This window comes from Streptomyces triculaminicus (assembly GCF_017349075.1).
GTDB classification, from domain to species: domain Bacteria; phylum Actinomycetota; class Actinomycetes; order Streptomycetales; family Streptomycetaceae; genus Streptomyces; species Streptomyces triculaminicus.
This window is the reverse complement of record NZ_JAFMOF010000004.1, coordinates 1,143,718-1,161,044: the sequence shown is the minus strand read 5'-3', so window position 1 is coordinate 1,161,044 and position 17,327 is coordinate 1,143,718. Positions and strand designations below refer to the sequence as shown.

Annotated in this window: 14 protein-coding genes and 1 pseudogene; 5 read left to right on the top strand and 10 right to left on the bottom strand. The window is 71.1% G+C overall.

The window, feature by feature from the left end; translation table 11 throughout:
- The first annotated feature begins 19 nt into the window (after nt 1–19).
- Nucleotides 20–1,021 (top strand): TIGR03842 family LLM class F420-dependent oxidoreductase, encoded by a 1,002-nt coding sequence (locus J1792_RS28170; protein ID WP_086570658.1) that lies wholly within the window; start codon nt 20–22, stop codon nt 1,019–1,021.
- Nucleotides 1,022–1,048: 27 nt separating this feature from the next.
- Here the strand turns inward: J1792_RS28170 and lplAB are convergent, their stop codons facing one another.
- Nucleotides 1,049–2,104: a lipoate-protein ligase LplAB gene (gene lplAB, locus J1792_RS28165; RefSeq protein WP_086570656.1), complete on the bottom strand. Its 1,056-nt coding sequence runs from the start codon at nt 2,102–2,104 to the stop codon at nt 1,049–1,051.
- A gap of 185 nt (nt 2,105–2,289) precedes the next feature.
- On the opposite strand from lplAB, the gene J1792_RS28160 reads away from it, so the two are divergent.
- The 3 genes from J1792_RS28160 to J1792_RS28150 all read left to right on the top strand — a co-directional run bounded on the left by J1792_RS28160 (nt 2,290) and on the right by J1792_RS28150 (nt 5,221).
- Nucleotides 2,290–3,135, top strand: a complete 846-nt coding sequence (locus tag J1792_RS28160) for an inositol monophosphatase family protein (RefSeq protein WP_372446189.1) — start codon at nt 2,290–2,292, stop codon at nt 3,133–3,135.
- A 57-nt stretch (nt 3,136–3,192) separates the two neighbouring features.
- Nucleotides 3,193–4,602, top strand: coding sequence for a phytoene desaturase family protein (locus J1792_RS28155; RefSeq protein ID WP_207248495.1), 1,410 nt, complete (start codon nt 3,193–3,195; stop codon nt 4,600–4,602).
- Between the two features lie 100 nt (nt 4,603–4,702).
- Nucleotides 4,703–5,221, top strand: coding sequence for a methylated-DNA--[protein]-cysteine S-methyltransferase (locus J1792_RS28150; RefSeq protein WP_086570654.1), 519 nt, complete (start codon nt 4,703–4,705; stop codon nt 5,219–5,221).
- Between the two features lie 21 nt (nt 5,222–5,242).
- On the opposite strand, the pseudogene J1792_RS28145 reads toward J1792_RS28150, so the two are convergent.
- Nucleotides 5,243–6,923, bottom strand: a pseudogene (locus tag J1792_RS28145) (BCCT family transporter).
- 60 nt (nt 6,924–6,983) lie between these two features.
- On the opposite strand from J1792_RS28145, the gene J1792_RS28140 reads away from it, so the two are divergent.
- The gene (locus tag J1792_RS28140; protein WP_207248440.1) at nt 6,984–8,189 is read left to right on the top strand and encodes a glycerate kinase; all 1,206 of its coding nucleotides are present in this window, start codon (nt 6,984–6,986) and stop codon (nt 8,187–8,189) included.
- A 44-nt stretch (nt 8,190–8,233) separates the two neighbouring features.
- Here the strand turns inward: J1792_RS28140 and pssA are convergent, their stop codons facing one another.
- From pssA to J1792_RS28100, 8 genes are all read right to left on the bottom strand, one after another.
- On the bottom strand, nt 8,234–9,085 hold the full coding sequence (pssA, locus tag J1792_RS28135) for a CDP-diacylglycerol--serine O-phosphatidyltransferase (RefSeq protein ID WP_086570648.1): 852 nt from the start codon (nt 9,083–9,085) through the stop codon (nt 8,234–8,236).
- Nucleotides 9,072–9,728, bottom strand: a complete 657-nt coding sequence (locus J1792_RS28130) for a phosphatidylserine decarboxylase (protein ID WP_086570646.1) — start codon at nt 9,726–9,728, stop codon at nt 9,072–9,074. The genes pssA and J1792_RS28130 overlap by 14 nt, the downstream gene beginning before the upstream one ends.
- Nucleotides 9,729–9,907: 179 nt before the next feature.
- Nucleotides 9,908–11,113: an acyl-CoA dehydrogenase family protein gene (locus tag J1792_RS28125; RefSeq protein ID WP_086570644.1), complete on the bottom strand. Its 1,206-nt coding sequence runs from the start codon at nt 11,111–11,113 to the stop codon at nt 9,908–9,910.
- A 2-nt stretch (nt 11,114–11,115) separates the two neighbouring features.
- A complete protein-coding gene (locus J1792_RS28120; protein ID WP_086570642.1) occupies nt 11,116–11,628 on the bottom strand; it encodes a MaoC family dehydratase in 513 nt (170 codons plus the stop codon).
- A 5-nt stretch (nt 11,629–11,633) separates the two neighbouring features.
- Complete coding sequence (locus tag J1792_RS28115; protein ID WP_242646634.1) at nt 11,634–12,659, bottom strand: HpcH/HpaI aldolase/citrate lyase family protein; 1,026 nt, start codon at nt 12,657–12,659, stop codon at nt 11,634–11,636.
- Nucleotides 12,656–14,668 (bottom strand): ethylmalonyl-CoA mutase, encoded by a 2,013-nt coding sequence (locus J1792_RS28110; protein ID WP_086574312.1) that lies wholly within the window; start codon nt 14,666–14,668, stop codon nt 12,656–12,658. Before J1792_RS28110 ends, J1792_RS28115 begins: the two co-directional genes overlap by 4 nt.
- 22 nt (nt 14,669–14,690) lie before the next feature.
- Complete coding sequence (gene ccrA / locus J1792_RS28105) at nt 14,691–16,028, bottom strand: crotonyl-CoA carboxylase/reductase (protein ID WP_086574310.1); 1,338 nt, start codon at nt 16,026–16,028, stop codon at nt 14,691–14,693.
- 390 nt (nt 16,029–16,418) lie between these two features.
- Nucleotides 16,419–17,282 (bottom strand): TetR family transcriptional regulator, encoded by an 864-nt coding sequence (locus tag J1792_RS28100; RefSeq protein WP_086574308.1) that lies wholly within the window; start codon nt 17,280–17,282, stop codon nt 16,419–16,421.
- Nucleotides 17,283–17,327 lie beyond the last annotated feature (45 nt).

Sequence of the window (17,327 nt, the reverse complement as noted above, 5' to 3'; positions counted from 1 at the left end):
GTAAGGAGAACCCCGCACCGTGGACTTCGGCCTCGTCCTCCAGACCGACCCGCCCGCCTCCGCCGTCGTCGAGCTGATGCGCACCGCCGAGCGGTCCGGCTTCCGCTACGGCTGGACCTTCGACTCCGCCGTGCTGTGGCAGGAGCCCTTCGTCATCTACAGCCGCATCCTGGAACACACCGAACGCCTCGTCGTCGGCCCCATGGTCACCAACCCCTCCACCCGCAGCCCGGAGGTCACCGCCTCCACCTTCGCCACCCTCAACGACATGTACGGCAACCGCACGGTGTGCGGCATCGGCCGGGGCGACTCCGCGATGCGGGTGGCGGGCCGCAAGCCCAACACCCTGGCCAGGCTCAGCGAGGCGATGCGGGTCATCCGCGACCTGGCGGAGGGCCGGGAGACGGTCATAGACGGTACGGCGCTGCGACTGCCCTGGGTGCGGGACGGCCGGCTGCCCGTGTGGATAGCGGCCTACGGCCCCAAGGCCCTGGCCCTCGCCGGCCGGGAGGCCGACGGCTTCATCCTCCAGCTCGCCGACCCCCATCTGACGGAATGGATGATCAAGTCCGTCCGCGACGCGGCCGCCGAGGCCGGCCGCGACCCCGCCTCCGTCACCATCTGCGTGGCCGCGCCCGCCTACGTCGGCGACGACCTCGGCCACGCCCGCGACCAGTGCCGCTGGTTCGGCGGCATGGTCGGCAACCACGTCGCCGACCTCGTCACCCGCTACGGCGAGCACTCCGGCCTGGTCCCCGAGGCGCTTACCGACTACGTCACGCGGCGCCAGGGCTACGACTACAGCCACCACGGCCGCGCCGGCAACCCCTCCACGGACTTCGTGCCGGACGAGATCATCGACCGCTTCTGCCTGCTGGGACCGGTGGCGGCGCACCGCGAACGGCTGGAGCGGCTGCGGGAGCTGGGGGTGGACCAGTTCGCCGTCTACGCCATGCACGACGCGAAGGAGGAGACGATCCGGGCCTACGGGGAGCACATCATTCCGGCGCTGGCCGGTTGACCCGGACGACGGCGCCGGCCGGGGGCCCTACGGAACGCGCGCCGTCCACTCCGGCGAGGAGAACTTCACGGCGGCGAGCTCCTCGGCCCGCGCCCGCTCCTCCGCCGTGACGGAGCCCTCCCGCAGCCCGTACCGCCCGCGGAACGACTCGATCATCCTCTCGATGACGGCCGGCCGCGGGAGCCCGGTCTGGCGGCGCAGCGGATCCACCCTCTTCTTGGCGCTCTTCGTGCCCTTGTCGGACAGTTTCTCCTTGCCGATGCGCAGCACCTCGAGCATCTTGTCGGCGTCCATGTCGTAGGCCATGGTCACGTGGTGCAGCACCGCACCGTTCTCGCCGACCATCCGCTTCTGCGCGGCTCCGGCGATCTTCCCGGCCTCGGTGGCGATGTCGTTCAGCGGCTGGTACCAGGCCTTGACGCCCATGTCCCCGAGGGCGGCCAGCACCCAGTCGTCGAGATAGGCGTAGCTGTCCGCGAACGACAGTCCTTGGACGAGGGAGTCCGGTACGTAGAGCGAGTAGGTGATCGTGCTTTGGGGCTCCACGAACATGGCGCCGCCACCGCTGATGCGCCGCACCACCGTCATGCCATGGCGCTCGGCGGACGGCATGTCCACCTCGTTGCGCAGGGACTGGAAGCTGCCGATGACCACGGCCGGGGATTCCCATTCCCACACGCGCAGCGTCGGCGGCCGCCGCCCGGAGGCGACCTCGGCGGTCAGCACCTCGTCCAGCGCCATGTGCAGGGCGGGGGGCTGGGGGCCGTCGTGGATGAGCTGCCAGTCGTAGTGGTGCCAGTCGGTGGCCTGGGCCAGGGCGCGGCGCACGGCGATGCCCACGGCCTCCGACGAGAAGCCGAACATGACCGTGCCCTCCGGCAGGGCGGCCTCGATACGCGCGGCCAGCTCGGGGGCGGTCAGGTCCGCGTCGGCGCCCTCCAGTGCCCGGTCGATGTCGAGCAGCGCCTCGTCCGGCTCCAGGAAGAAGTCCCCGGCGACCCGCACATCGCGCAGCGCCCCGTCCCGGACCTCCACGTCGACGACGACGAGCTTGCCGCCCGGCACCTTGTATTCACCGTGCACGGCGCACCCTCCAGCTTCGTTTCTCCCGCCGGCCCATCCGGCCGACGGCGAAAACCCACCGTAACTCCGTCCCCGATCATCACGGGGCCGCGGCGGCGCGAGGTGCGCACAGGCGTTCACCGCGATGTCGTCGCGAGGCCACCGGGGCACCACCGAATGTCGGTGTGACGTGGTTCGATGTCCATATGGCTCACATGGTTCCCACGGTCGACGCGTTCCTCGCGGGGCGGCTGGACGAGGTCGAGGAGACGGTCCGCAAGGCGGCCGCCGCCGAGATCATGCCGCGCTTCCGGCAGCTCGCGACGGACGAGATCGTCGAGAAGAACGGCCCCTACGACCTGGTGACCGTCGCCGACCGGCGCGCCGAGGAGCACTTGACGGCCGCGCTCACCGCCCTGCTGCCCGGCTCGGCCGTCGTCGGCGAGGAGGCCGTCTACGCGGACCCGGGCGTGCTGCGCGCGCTGCGCGGCGAGGACCCGGTGTGGATCGTCGACCCGGTCGACGGCACCCGGCAGTTCGTGAACGGCGACGCCGGCTTCGCCACCCTGGTCTGCCTCGCGCACCGAGGCGAGCTGCTCGCCTCCTGGACGTACGCCCCCGCCATGGACCAGATGGCGATCGCCCGCCGCGGCGGCGGGGCGACGCTCAACGGTGAGCCGCTGCGCTGCGGCTCGCCCGAGCCGGGCCGCGATCTGGAAGTGGCCATATCGCACTACGACTTCACCACCGACGAGGAGAAGCGCGTCCTGGCGGCGCTGCTGACGGAGGGCATCGCTCCGCGCCCCTGCGGCTCGGCGGGCCTGGAATACCTGCACGTGGCCCAGGGTCGGCTGGACGGGCTGGCTTTTTCCTGGGAGAACCCTTGGGATCACGCCGCCGGGCTGCTGCTGGTCGCCGAGGCGGGCGGCGCGAGCGGGACGCTCGCCGGCGAGCCCTTCCGTATCGCGGGCGGCAACACCCTGCCGTTCAGCGCGGCGCGGGACGAGCCGACGCTGCGGCATATCCTGGGCCTGCTGGCATCCGCCGGCTGACCTGACGGGGCGTCCGGCGGGTCGTGAGGCGACGAGGGGAGCCGTCCGGTGGCCACCATGCTCGACGCGGTCGTCGTGGGAGCGGGGCCCAACGGGCTGACCGCCGCGGTGGAACTGGCCCGCCGCGGCCTGACGGTCGAGGTGTTCGAGGCCGCCGACGCCATCGGCGGCGGCGCCCGCACCGAGGAGCTGACCCTCCCCGGCTTCCGCCACGACCCGTGCTCCGCCGTGCATCCCCTCGCCGTGCGCTCGCCCGCGTTCGCCGCCATGCCGCTGGACCGGCACGGCCTGCGGTGGCTCCACCCCGGCCTGCCGATGGCCCACCCCTTCCCCGACGGCACGGCCGCGGTTCTCTCGCGGCGCGTCGGCGAGACGGCCGCCTCGCTCGGCCCGCGCGACGCGGGCGCCTACCGCCGGCTCGTGGCGCCCTTCCACGGCAAGTGGGACACCCTCGCCGCGGACTTCCTGCGCACCCAGTGGGACGGGCTGCCGGCCGACCCCGTCACGTACGCGCGCTTCGGCCTGGTGGCCGCCCAGTCGGCCGCCCTGCTGACGAGGACGCGCTTCCGGGACGCCAAGGCCCGGGCCCTGTTCGCGGGGCTGGCCGCCCACGGCATCGCGCCGCTCGGCGGCTTCGGGCTCGGCGGCATGGCGATGATGTTCGCCCTCGCCGCCCACGAGTGCGGCTGGCCCGTCCCGCGCGGCGGCTCGCAGGCCATCGCCGACGCCCTCGCCTCGTACCTGCGCGAGCTCGGCGGCACGATCCACACCGGCTTCGAGGTCAAGCACCTCGACGACCTGCCGCCCGCCCGCGCCTTCGTCTTCGACACCTCGCCGACCGCGCTCGCCCGCATCGCCGGCCTGGGCAACGCCTACGAGCACTTCCGCTACGGCCCCGGCGTATTCAAGATCGACTACGCGCTGGACGGCCCGGTGCCCTGGACCGCCGAACCCGCGCGCCGGGCCGGCACGATCCACATCGGCCCCACCTACGAGGAGATCGGCGCCGCCCTGGACGCCGCCACCGCCGGCCACGACCCGTCCGTGCCCTTCCTCATCACCTCCCAGCCCGGCGTCGTGGACCCCACCCGGGCCCCGGAGGGCAAGCACACCTTCTGGGTCTACGGACATGTGCCGAGCGCCTGGGAGGGCGACGCCACCGAGGTCATCGAGCGGCAGATCGAGCGCTTCGCGCCGGGCTTCCGCGACCGCGTCCTGGCGCGGGCCACGGCCGGGCCGCCGGAGCTCGCCGCGCGCAACCCCAACTACATCGGCGGGGACATCGCCACCGGCTCCGTCGCGGGGCTGCGGCTGCTGATCCGGCCCAAGCTGGCGCGCGTGCCGTACGCCACGGCGCATCCCGCCGTGTTCCTGTGCTCGTCCGCCACGCCGCCCGGGCCGGGGGTGCACGGGATGTCCGGGCACCACGCGGCGAAGGCGGTCTGGCGACGGCTGCGGGAGGCGTGACGGTCGTGAAGTACCGGGGCGGGACGGCGGCGAAGTGACGGCAGGGACGATGTCCGAAATCCGCCAGCCGCATGCCGCCCCCAGGCATCATCCTGGAACCATGCGCACCGACTCCACCCGTGTCCACACCGTCGTCGACAGCCCCTACGGGCCGCTGACCCTCGTCGCCGCCGACGGCGTGCTGTGCGGCCTGTACATGCTCGGCCATCGCCACCAGCCGCCCGAGGAGACCTTCGGGGCGCGGGACGACGGCGGGCCGTTCCCGGAGGCGGTCCGGCAGCTCACCGCCTACTTCGCGGGCGAGGCGACCGACTTCGACCTCCCGCTCCGCCTGGAGGGCACGCCGTTCCAGCAGCGGGTCTGGGACGAGCTGCGACGGATCCCCTACGGCGAGACGATCAGCTACGGCGAGCTCGCCGCCCGCATCGGCTCCCCGAGCGCCTCCCGAGCGGTCGGCCTGGCGAACGGCAAGAACCCCATCAGCATCATCGTCCCCTGCCACCGCGTCATCGGCGCCAACGGCAGCCTCACCGGCTACGGCGGCGGCCTGGACCGCAAGCGGCAGCTGCTGGCCTTCGAGGGCGGCGGCGAGCCGGCCGACGCCGGGCGCCTGTTCTAGTCCGATGGTTCGGCACGGGCCCTAGCCCTCGCCGGTGTCCTCGCCCCGCTCCCGCGCGCTCTCCGCGACCCGGCGCAGCCGGGGGTGGCGGACGGGGCCGTGTTCGGTCAGCGCGTCGCCGACCATCGTGCGCAGCGCGTCCCCCAGCCCGTGCAGGGCGTGGTGCCGGGCCGGGCCCGCCCCCGGGTCGGTCCGCAGCTCCGTCAGCAGCGACCAGCACAGGGCGAGCATCACCAGCACGAACGGCAGGGCTACCAGGATCGTCGCCGACTGCAGCGACTTCAGGCCGCCCGCCACCAGCAGCACGGCCGCCACCGCCGCCATCAGCACGCCCCACACCACCACCAGCCAGGTGCGCGGGTGCAGCGCGCCCCGGCTGGAGAGGGATCCCATCACCAGCGACGCGGAGTCGGCGCTGGTGATGAAGTACGTCATCACCAGCGCCATCGCGATCCACGAGGTGAGCGTGGCCAGCGGCAGGGTGTCCAGCAGCGCGAACAGCGACGCCTCCGCGCCCTCCCGGACGGTCCCCGCCATGTCGGCGGTCCCGGTCATGTCCAGCCGCAGCGCGCTGCCGCCCATCACGCAGAACCACACCACCGTCGCCCCGCTGGGCACCAGCAGGACGCCGATGAGGAACTCGCGGATCGTCCGGCCGTGGGAGATACGGGCGATGAACGTGCCGACGAACGGGGCCCAGGACAGCCACCACGCCCAGTAGAAGACCGTCCACGCGCCCAGCCACGCGGAGTCGGTGAACGCCCCGGTGCGGGTGGCCATGACCATGAGGTCGTGGAGGTAGCCGCCGGTGGCCGCCGGGATGGTGTTGAGGACGAAGACCGTCGGGCCGAGGAGGAAGACGAAGAGCATCAGGCAGGCGGCCAGCGCGATGTTGAGGGTGCTCAGCCATTTCACGCCCTTGTGCAGCCCCGAGAAGGCCGAGAGCACGAACGCCGCCGACAGCGAGACGATGATGATCAGCTCCAGGGCGGTGGAGTCCTGGACGCCGGTGGTGATGTTCAGGCCCTTGGAGACCTGCAGGGCGCCCAGGCCCAGGCTGGTCGCGGTGCCGAAGACCGTGGCGAAGACGGCCAGCAGGTCGATGGCCCGGCCGGGCCAGCCGGCCGCCCGCTCCTCGCCGAGCAGCGGGACGAACACGGAGCTGAGGCGGTTGCCACGGCCCTTGCGGAAGCCCGCGTAGGCCAGCGCGAGGCCCGCCATGCCGTAGATCGCCCAGGGGTGCAGGGTCCAGTGGAAGAAGGAGTACTCCAGGGCCGTACGGGCGGCGGCGGGGCTGCCGGGGCACGCCGCTGCCCGGGGGCGGGACGACGAAGTGCTGCAGCGGCTCCCCGACCCCGTAGAACATCAGGCCGATGCCCATGCCGGCGCTGAACATCATCGCGATCCACGCGAGATTGCCGAACTCCGGAGCGGAGTCGTCCGCACCGAGCCTGATCCGCCCGAAACGGCTGACGGCGATCACCACGCACAGCACCAGGAAGGCGTCCGCCGCGATCACGAAGAGCCAGGCGAAATTGGACAGCACCCAGCTCAGGGCCGTCGTCGACACACGGTCGAACGAATGCTTGCCCAGCGCCGCCCATGCGACCACCGCCAGGACCGCGGCCCCGCCGATGACGACCAGCGGCATGTCCGGCGGCTCGTCCTTCGGCGTGCGCACATCAGTGCTCTCGGTGCTCATGACGCCCCACTATGGCCGGGAACGACCGGTTCGGCCGGGGTGGCACGCCGCCTCCGGGGCATGGGCGCGACGACAGTCCCCCGGGTAGGGTCACGGCGGCTCGACGCAGAGGTGGCAGAGGTGAGGGGAGGCACGGTGGCGGATACGACACGCCGGCGACGCGTACTGGTGGCCCCGGACAAGTTCAAGGGGTCCTTGACGGCACTCGAGGTCGCCCGGCACATGGGCGCCGGACTGCGGCGCGCCGCGCCGGGCACGGCCGTGACCGCGCTGCCCGTCGCGGACGGCGGGGACGGCACGGTCGCGGCCGCGCTGGCCGCCGGGTTCGATCGGCGCGCGGCGCGGGTGACCGGCCCGCTGGGGGAACCGGTGGACGCGGCGTACGCGCTGCGCGGCGCCGACGGCACCGCCGTCGTGGAGATGGCCGAGGCCTCGGGGCTGCGGCTCCTGCCGGACGGCGCCTTCGCGCCGCTCACGGCCACCACGCGGGGCACCGGGGAACTGCTGCTGGCCGCGCTGGACGCCGGGGCGCGCACCATCGTGCTGGGGGTCGGCGGCAGCGCCACCACCGACGGCGGAGCGGGCATGCTCACCGCGCTCGGGGCGCGGCTGACCGACGCGCGGGGGAGAACCCTGGCGCCGGGCGGTGCGGCCCTCGCGGCGCTGCACCACGCCGACCTGTCCGCGCTCGAGGCACGGCTCGCCCGGACCTCCCTCGTGCTCGCCGGCGACGTCGACAATCCGCTCACGGGCCCGCGCGGGGCCGCGGCGGTCTACGGGCCGCAGAAGGGCGCCTCGCCCGAGGACGTGGCGGTGCTGGACGCCGCGCTCGCGCACTACGCGCGCGTGCTGGACGGCGGAGAGCTCGCCGGGGCGCCCGGAGCCGGGGCGGCGGGCGGCCTGGGCTACGGCGCCCTGGCCGGGCTGGGAGCGGCCTTCCGGCCGGGCATCGAGGTGATGCTCGAGGTGCTGGGGTTCCGCGAGGCGCTGGCGGAGGCGGACCTCGTCGTCACCGGGGAGGGCTCGCTGGACGAGCAGACGCTGCACGGCAAGGCGCCGGTGGGGGTGGCCCGGGCCTCGTCCGGTACACCGGTGGTGGCCGTCTGCGGCCGGCTGGCCCTCGGCCCCGCCGCCCTCGCGGGTGCGGGCATCGAGCGCGCGTACGCGCTCACGGATCTCGAGCCGGACGCTCGGCGGTGCATGGCCGACGCCGGGCCGCTCCTGGAACTGACCGCCGAGGCCATCGCGCGCGACTACCTCGGCTGAGCTCAGAGCTCCCACACGCCGTTCGTTCGAAGCCGCGCGCAGCGCTACGGAAGCTGCGCGGCCCGTGCCTCGCGACGGTTGTCGCGGAAGGTGTTCACCCGGCGCGCCGTGGCGAACAGGGGGATCACCGCACCGAGGACGACCTGCAGGGCGCAGCCCGTCTGGAGCAGGAGCTCACCGCCCGGCGCGTCGAAGGCCCAGGCGGCCAGCAGGCCCATGCTGAGCACGATCCAGCTGAGCATGGCCACGGCCAGCGGCCCGCGCGGCTTGGGGTACTCGACCCGGCTGACCATCAGCCACGCCACGCCCATGATCGCGAGCAGCGTCGGCACGAAGGGCAGCTCCAGCAGCACGATCGAGACGACCGTCAGCGCGCCGAAGGGGCTCGGCATGCCCTGGAAGATCCCGTCCCGCAGCTGGACGCAGGAGAAGCGGGCGAGCCGCAGCACCACGGCCAGCAGGACCACGATCGCGGCGACCGCCGACACCCGCTGGTGGGCGTCGTCGGCGACCATGCCCCAGACGACCACGAAGTACGCGGGGGCCAGGCCGAAGCTGATCAGGTCCGAGAGGTTGTCCAGCTCCGCGCCCATCGCCGAGCTGCGCAGCTTGCGCGCCACGAGCCCGTCGAAGAGGTCGAAGACCGACGCGAGCAGCATCAGTATCACGGCGGTGGCCGCGCTGTGGCGGGCCATGCCGCCGTCCTCGTTCCCCGTGAGGTGGGGGATGAGGACGCCGGTGGTGGTGAAGTACACCGCCATGAACCCGCAGATCGCGTTGCCCAGGGTGAGGGTGTCCGCTATCGACAGCCGAGTGGACAGCGGCATGTCGTCCGTGTCGTCGGCGTCCGCCTCGGGAACCCAGGCGGCCTGGGTGTCCGGCTCAATCGCGGTCAATGCGGGTCACCCCTGCCGTGGTGGCCTGGCCGACCTCGACCGCGACCTCGACGCCCTCGGGGAGGTAGATGTCGACGCGCGAGCCGAACCGGATCAGGCCGATACGGTCGCCCTGCTCCACCTTGGTGTCCGCGTCGATGTACGGCACGATGCGGCGGGCGACGGCGCCGGCGATCTGGACCATCTCGATGTCACCGAGCTCGGTGTCGAAGTGCCAGACGACGCGCTCGTTGTTCTCGCTCTCCTTGTTGAAAGCCGGAACGAACCCGCCGGGGATGTGCTCGACCGACGTCACCGTGCCGGACATCGGCGCGCGGTTGACGTGGACGTTGAGCGGGCTCATGAAGATCGCGACGCGGGTTCGTCCGTCCTTCCAGGGCATGATGCTCTGCACCACGCCGTCGGCCGGGCTGATGACCCGGCCCTGGGCGATCTCGCGATCGGGGTCGCGGAAGAACCACAGCATGCCCGCCGCGAGTGCGGTGGTGGGCACGGCCAGCGCCGCCCAGCGGCCGGAACGGCGGGCCTGGGAGAGGCTGACCGCGGCGGTGGCGACGGTCGGCAGGAGCCACGGCGATGCTCCGCGCGCGAGGCGTACGCCGCGGAGGCTGACGCGAGGTGCAGAGGAAGAGCTGTGGGGCATGGGTGACCTTCGTAGCGGAGGGTGCCGCGAACGATCGGGGGACGGCGGCTTTCCCGGGATGCTATCGGTTGCGGGTGGCAACTGGCTAAGCGCCAGGGCCAGTCGATGGCCGAACAGTGATGACAGTGTGTGATCTTCTTCTCTGTTGTAAAGCCGCCAAATCTCCCTAAATCAGACAATTACCCGTGGATTCGGTAGTCCTCGAGCAGTCGGCGCCCGATGATCATTTTCTGGATCTCGGCCGTACCTTCACCGATCAGAAGCATCGGCGCCTCCCGGTAGAGACGCTCGATCTCGTACTCCTTCGAGAAGCCGTAGCCGCCGTGGATGCGGAAGGCGTCCTCGACGACCTCCTTGCAGTACTCGGAGGCCAGGTATTTGGCCATTCCGGCCTCGAGGTCGTTGCGCTGACCCGAGTCCTTCTTGCGCGCCGCGTTCACCATCATCGCATGGGCGGCTTCGACCTTCGTAGCCATTTCTGCCAATTTGAACTGAATGGCCTGATGCTGGGCGATGGCCTTTCCGAAGGTGTGACGCTGCTGGGCGTAGGAAACGCCCAGTTCGAAGGCACGCTGTGCGACGCCGCAGCCACGCGCCGCGACGTTCACCCGCCCCACCTCGACGCCGTCCATCATCTGGTAGAAGCCGCGGCCGGTGGCCCCGCCGAGGACCCGGTCGGCCGGAACGCGCAGGCCGTCCATGATCAGTTCGGTGGTGTCGACGCCCTTGTAGCCCATCTTCTCGATCTTGCCGGGGATGGTCAGACCCGGCTTGACCTGCCCGAATCCGGGCTCCTTCTCGATCAGGAAGGTGGTCATCGACTTATGCGGCGCGGTCCCCTCGGGGTGTCCCTCGTCCGTGCGGCACAGCACCGCCACCAGGGTCGAGGAGCCGCCGTTGGTCAGCCACATCTTCTGGCCGGTCAGCAGGAAGTCGTCGCCGTCCCGCACACCCTTGGATGTGATGGCCGACACATCCGAGCCCAGCCCCGGCTCCGACATCGAGAACGCGCCCCGGACCTCGCCCGCCGCCATCCGCGGCAGGAAATGATCCTTCTGTTCCCGGGTGCCGTGCTGCTTGAGCATGTAGGCCACGATGAAGTGCGTATTGATGATTCCCGACACACTCATCCAGCCCCGGGCGATCTCCTCGACGCACAGCGCGTATGTGAGAAGAGACTCACCCAGCCCGCCGTACTCCTCGGGGATCATCAGGCCGAACAGGCCGAGTTCCTTCAGCCCCTCGACTATCCGGGTGGGGTATTCGTCGCGGTGCTCCAGCTCGGTGGCGACCGGAATGATCTCTTTGTCGACGAATTCACGGACGGTCGCGAGGATTTCCCGCTGGACGTCCGTCAGTCCTTCGGTCTGCGCCAGGCGGCCCATGCTCACTTCTCCCGGATGATCGGCTCGGGGCGGCCGGGCTGTTCCCCGCCGCGCTCCTTGACGTATGTGGCGGTGGGGACCATCACCTTGCGCCGGAAGACGCAGACGACGGTGCCGTCCTGCTTGTAGCCGATGGTCTCGACGTGGACGATCCCGCGGTCGCTCTTCGACCGCGAGGGCGTCTTGTCGAGCACCTTCGTCTCGCCGTAGATCGTGTCGCCGTGGAAGGTCGGCGCGATGTGCTTCAGCGACTCGACCTCGAGATTGGCGATCGCCTTGCCCGAGACGTCGGGCACGGACATGCCCAGCAGCAGGGAGTAGATGTAGTTGCCCACCACCACGTTCCGGCCGAAATCCGTCGTCTTCTCGGCGTAATTGCTGTCCATGTGCAGCGGGTGGTGGTTCATCGTCAGCAGGCAGAAGAGGTGGTCGTCGTATTCCGTGACCGTCTTGCCGGGCCAGTGCTTGTAGACGTCGCCCACGGCGAACTCTTCGAAGGTGCGGCCGAATCGCATCGCGCTCACGCCTCCGGGATCTCGAACTTGGACGTACGGGTCATCCCGGCCGCCCGCCCCTTGCCGGCGATGACCAGCGCCATCTTGCGGCTCGCCTCGTCGATCATCTCGTCGCCGAGCATGGCCGAACCCTTCTTGCCGCCCGCCTCGGAGGTGCACCAGTCGTACGCGTCCAGGATCAGCTCGGCGTGGTCGTAGTCGTCCTGGGAGGGCGAGAAGACCTCGTTGGCGGCCTCCACCTGGCCCGGGTGCAGCACCCACTTGCCGTCGAAGCCCAGCGCCGCCGCCCGGCCCGCGACCTCCTTGTAGCCGTCCACGTTCTTGATCTGCAGGTACGGGCCGTCGATGGCCTGCAGGTCGTGGGCGCGGGCGGCCATCAGGATCCGCATCAGGATGTAGTGGTAGGCGTCCGCCGGGTAGCCGGGCGGCTGCTCGCCGACGACCAGGGACTTCATGTTGATCGAGGCCATGAAGTCGGCCGGGCCGAAGATGATCGTCTCCAGGCGCGGCGAGGCGGCGGCGATCTCGTCGACGTTCACCAGGCCCTTGGCGTTCTCGATCTGCGCCTCGATGCCGATGCGGCCGACCTCGAAGCCCATGGTCTTCTCGATCTGCGTCAGCAGCAGGTCCAGCGCGATCACCTGCTGGGCGTCCTGCACCTTGGGCAGCATGATGCAGTCGAGGTTGGGGCCGGCGCCCTCGACGACCGTGATCACGTCGCGGTAGGTCCAGTGCGTCGTCCAGTCGTTGACCCGGACGACCGTGGTCTTGCCCGTCCAGTCGCCGTTGTTGAGCGCGTCGACGATCGTGTGCCGGGCGCCCTCCTTGGCCAGCGGCGCACACGCGTCCTCGAGGTCCAGGAAGACCTGGTCGGCGGGGAGCCCCTGGGCCTTCTCCAGGAAGCGGGGGTTGCTGCCGGGGACGGCAAGGCAGGAGCGGCGCGGGCGCAGCCTATTGACGGGTGCAGGAGCGAAGCGACTTCCGGCCGGGGTGGTGGCGGGCGACGGGTGGGCGGGAGAGGGCGTGCTCATGCGGAGACCTCCAGGGGGTCGAGCTGGTTCGCTGTGCGGATCTCGTCGACGATACGGCCGATGATCTCCGTGATACCGAAGTCCTTAGGGGTGAAGACCGCGGCCACTCCGGCCGCCCGCAGGGCGGTCGCGTCGGCCGACGGGATGATGCCACCGACGATGACGGGCATGTCGCGCGCCCCCGCCGCACGCAGCCGGGCCAGCACATCGGGGACGAGCTCGGCGTGCGAGCCGGAGAGGATGGACAGGCCCACGCAGTGCACGTCCTCGGCGACGGCCGCCGAGACGATCTGCTCGGGGGTGAGCCGGATGCCCTGGTAGACCACCTCGAACCCGGCGTCGCGGGCCCGTACGGCGATCTGCTCGGCGCCGTTGGAGTGCCCGTCCAGGCCGGGCTTGCCCACCAGCAGGCGCAGCCTTCCGGTGCCCAGCTCCTCGGCGGTGCGGGCGACCTTGGCGCGTACGGCCGCCAGCGGCGTGCCCGCCTCGGCGGTCACGGCCAGCGGGGCGCCGCTGACGCCCGTGGGGGCGCGGAACTCGCCGAAGACGTCCCGCAGGGCCCAGGACCACTCGCCGGTCGTCACGCCGGCGCGTACGCACTCCAGGGTGGCGGCCATCAGGTTGTCCGAGCCCGCCGCGGCCTTCTTCAGGTCCGACAGCGCCTCCTGGGCGCGGCCCTCGTCGCGGTCGTCGCGCCAGGAGTGCAGGGCGGCGACGACCCGGGCCTCGCCCGCCGGGTCGACGGTCATGATGGCGGTGTCGAGATCGGTGGTGAGCGGGTTGGGCTCGGTGGACTCGTAGCAGTTGACGCCGACGATCCGCTCCTCGCCGGCCTCGATCCGGGCCCGCCGCTCGGCGTGCGAGGAGACCAGCTGCGACTTGAGGTAGCCGGATTCCACGGCCGCCATCGCCCCGCCCATCTCCTGGATCCGGGCGATCTCGGCCAGGCACTCCTCGACCAGGGCGGCGACCTTGGCCTCGATCACGTGCGAGCCCTCGAAGATGTCCTCGTACTCCAGGAGGTCGCTCTCGTGCGCGAGGACCTGCTGGATGCGCAGCGACCACTGCTGGTCCCAGGGGCGGGGCAGGCCCAGCGCCTCGTTCCAGGCGGGCAGCTGCACGGCGCGGGCGCGGGCGTCCTTGGAGAGGGTGACGGCCAGCATCTCCAGGACGATGCGCTGGACGTTGTTCTCCGGCTGGGCCTCGGTCAGGCCCAGGGAGTTGACCTGGACGCCGTAGCGGAAGCGGCGCTGCTTGGGGTTCTCGATGCCGTAGCGCTCCCGGGTGATGTGCTCCCAGATGCGGCCGAAGGCGCGCATCTTGCACATCTCCTCGATGAACCGGACGCCGGCGTTGACGAAGAACGAGATGCGGGCGACGACGTCGCCGCGGCGCTCCTCGGGCACCTGTCCGGAGGCGAACACCGCGTCGAGCACGGCGATCGCGGTGGACATCGCGTAGGAGATCTCCTGGACCGGGGTGGCCCCCGCCTCCTGCAGGTGGTAGCTGCAGATGTTGATGGGGTTCCACTTGGGGATGTGGTTCACCGTGTAGGTGATCATGTCCGTGGTCAGCCGCAGGCTGGGGCCCGGCGGGAAGACGTGCGTCCCGCGCGAGAGGTACTCCTTGACGATGTCGTTCTGCGTCGTCCCCTGCAGCTTGGTGACGTCGGCGCCCTGCTCCTCCGCGACCACCTGGTACATGGCCAGCAGCCACATGGCGGTGGCGTTGATGGTCATGGAGGTGTTCATCTGCTCCAGCGGGATGTCCTGGAACAGCCGCCGCATGTCACCGAGATGGGAGACCGGGACCCCGACCCGCCCGACCTCGCCGCGGGCGAGGACGTGGTCGGGGTCGTATCCGGTCTGCGTCGGGAGGTCGAACGCGACCGACAGGCCGGTCTGCCCCTTGGCGAGGTTGCGCCGGTAGAGCTCGTTGGACGCCTCGGCCGTGGAGTGCCCGGCGTACGTCCGCATCAGCCACGGACGATCCTTCTGACGCTCAGTCATGTATCGGGCCGTCTCTCAGATCTCAGACGTTACGGAATCGGTTGATCGCTTCCAGGTGCTGCTCGCGCAGTTCGTGGTCGCGCACCCCCATGCCCTCCTCCGGCGCCAGGCAGAGCACGCCGACCTTGCCCTGGTGGAGGTTGCGGTGGACGTCGTACGCGGCCTGGCCGGTGTCGGCGAGCGCGTAGGTCTTCGACAGGGTGGGGTGGATCTTCCCCTTGGCGACCAGGCGGTTGGCCTCCCACGCCTCGCGGTAGTTGGCGAAGTGCGAGCCCACGATGCGCTTGAGGGACATCCACAGGTAGCGGTTGTCGTACTCGTGGTTGTAGCCGGAGGTCGAGGCGCAGGTGACGATCGTGCCGCCCTTGCGGGTGACGTACACCGAGGCGCCGAAGGTCTCGCGGCCCGGGTGCTCGAAGACGATGTCCACGTCCTCGCCGCCGGTCAGCTCGCGGATGCGCTTGCCGAACCGCTTCCACTCGCGCTGGTCCTGGTGATGCTCGTCCTTCCAGAACCGGTAGCCCTCGGCGCTGCGGTCGATGATCGCCTCGGCGCCCATCCGGCGGCAGATCTCCGCCTTCTGCTCGCTGGAGACCACACAGATCGGGTTCGCCCCGCCGGCGAGCGCGAACTGCGTGGCGTACGAACCCAGTCCGCCGCTCGCGCCCCAGATCAGGACGTTGTCGCCCTGCTTCATCCCGGCGCCGTTGCGGGAGACCAACTGGCGGTAGGCGGTGGAGTTGACCAGCCCGGGGGCCGCGGCCTCCTCCCAGCTCAGGTGCCTGGGCTTGGGCATCAGCTGGTTGGACTTCACCAGCGCGATCTCCGCCAGGCCGCCGAAGTTGGTCTCGAAGCCCCAGATCCGCTGCTCCGGGTCCAGCATGGTGTCGTTGTGCCCGTCGGCGGACTCCAGCTCCACCGACAGGCAGTGGGCGACGACCTCGTCGCCGGGCCGCCAGGCGTTGACGCCGGGGCCGGTGCGCAGCACCACGCCCGCCAGGTCGGAGCCGATGACGTGGTACGGCAGGTCGTGCCGCTTGCCGAGCGGCGACAGCTTGCCGTAGCGCTCGAGGAAGGCGAAGGTCGAGACCGGCTCGAAGATCGAGGTCCAGACCGAGTTGTAGTTCACGGAGCTGGCCATGACGGCCACGAGTGCCTCGCCTGGGCCCAGTTCGGGCACCGGCACCTCCTCCACGTGCAGCGACTTGCGGGGATCCTTCTCCCGGGTGGTGAGCCCGGCGAACATCTCCGCCTCGTCCTTGTGCACGGTGACCGCGCGGTACGACTCGGGGACCGGCAGGGCGGCGAAGTCCTGGGGGCTGGCGTCCGACGCGAGAATGGCGTCGAGTATCTGGTTCACGGATTGCCTCCGGCGAAGCACGTCGGGGAACGGGCTTGAGGGAACGTCGGGGGATGGCGAAGCGGTGGTGCCGTCGGTTCGGCGGGTGGTGCTCGGGTGGTGCTCGGCGGCGCGGGTGAGCGCTCGAGGGGCCTGGTGACGCAGGCATCCGGGCGCACAAATCGCTTGTGGGGACAGCCGGCACACGACGGTTTGGGTCTGCGTGCCGGCCGCCCGGACACCCACAAGGTATGGCACCGCGTGCCACTCGACAAGACACTGGGTGCCAACAATTTCTCTCAGATGTCATCTCGAGGGCACGTATGAGCAACAACGGCCGCCCCAATGGGGCGGCCGTTGTCCGTATATGAGAGCTTTTGCCCTGCTTCTTGTTGTGCTACTTGTTGGCGCCTACTTCTTCTTGAGGGCCTTCTCGATCACGCGCATGACCTCGTCCAGCGGCGCGTCCGTACGGGCCACCGTCACCAGCACCTCGCCCTCGGTCCGCGCCGAGGCCGGCGGTGTCCCCTCCGCGCCCGTACGCCCCGAACCGATGCCCGCGCCGAACGTCTCCCGCACGATCGCGAAGGCGTGGTCGAGCTGCGCCTCCACGTCGCCCTCGCCCCCGCTGCGCAGCCAGCGCCGCAGGACGTGGTTGTGCGCGGTGACCACCGCGGAGGCGGCGACCTCGGCGAGCAGCGGGTCGTCGTCGCCCACGTGGTGGGCCCGCTCGTCGAAGTGGCCGAGCAGGTAACGGGTGAACAGCCGCTCGTAGCGGGCCACCGAGGCGATCTCGCGCTCGCGCAGCGCGGGCACCTCGCGGGTCAGGCGGTAGCGCTCGACGGAGACGGCCGGGGAGGCCGCGTACATCCGCATGACCTCCTTGATGCCCCGGCAGACGGTGTCCAGGGGGTTCTCGTGCGGCGGTGCGGCGTCCAGCACACCCGCCGCGCGCACGAGCGTGTCGTCGTGGTCGGGGAAGATGGCCTCTTCCTTGGAGCGGAAGTGGCGGAAGAACGTCCGGCGGGCGACGCCGGCCGCGGCCGCGATCTCGTCGACGGTGGTCGCCTCGTAGCCCTTGGTCGCGAACAACTCCATGGCGGCCGCGGCGAGTTTGCGGCGCATGGTGAGTCGTTGGGCCGCGGCGCGGCGGGATCCGGCGCTCTCGGGGCCGGTCCCCTTCCGGGCGTTCGATACCTTCGGGCCCTCGGCTCCCTGGGACTCGGTGGTGGCGGCCCCGCGCGGCGCGCGGGCGGACTTGGCGGGCTGGGACATGTGGGGAACGTAACACGCGGTGGTATGGGCGTGCCGGGGCGGACT

Bases quoted from the DNA above. Each gene is read 5' to 3' on its own strand.
- J1792_RS28150 (WP_086570654.1), top strand. From the start codon at position 4,703: ATGCGCACCGACTCCACCCGTGTCCACACCGTCGTCGACAGCCCCTAC.
- J1792_RS28110 (WP_086574312.1), bottom strand. From the start codon at position 14,668: ATGACTGAGCGTCAGAAGGATCGTCCGTGGCTGATGCGGACGTACGCC.
- J1792_RS28155 (WP_207248495.1), top strand. From the start codon at position 3,193: ATGCTCGACGCGGTCGTCGTGGGAGCGGGGCCCAACGGGCTGACCGCC.
- J1792_RS28130 (WP_086570646.1), bottom strand. From the start codon at position 9,728: ATGCCCCACAGCTCTTCCTCTGCACCTCGCGTCAGCCTCCGCGGCGTA.
- J1792_RS28160 (WP_372446189.1), top strand. From the start codon at position 2,290: ATGGCTCACATGGTTCCCACGGTCGACGCGTTCCTCGCGGGGCGGCTG.
- J1792_RS28120 (WP_086570642.1), bottom strand. From the start codon at position 11,628: ATGCGATTCGGCCGCACCTTCGAAGAGTTCGCCGTGGGCGACGTCTAC.
- J1792_RS28140 (WP_207248440.1), top strand. From the start codon at position 6,984: ATGGGCGCGACGACAGTCCCCCGGGTAGGGTCACGGCGGCTCGACGCA.
- J1792_RS28100 (WP_086574308.1), bottom strand. From the start codon at position 17,282: ATGTCCCAGCCCGCCAAGTCCGCCCGCGCGCCGCGCGGGGCCGCCACC.
- J1792_RS28125 (WP_086570644.1), bottom strand. From the start codon at position 11,113: ATGGGCCGCCTGGCGCAGACCGAAGGACTGACGGACGTCCAGCGGGAA.
- J1792_RS28115 (WP_242646634.1), bottom strand. From the start codon at position 12,659: ATGAGCACGCCCTCTCCCGCCCACCCGTCGCCCGCCACCACCCCGGCC.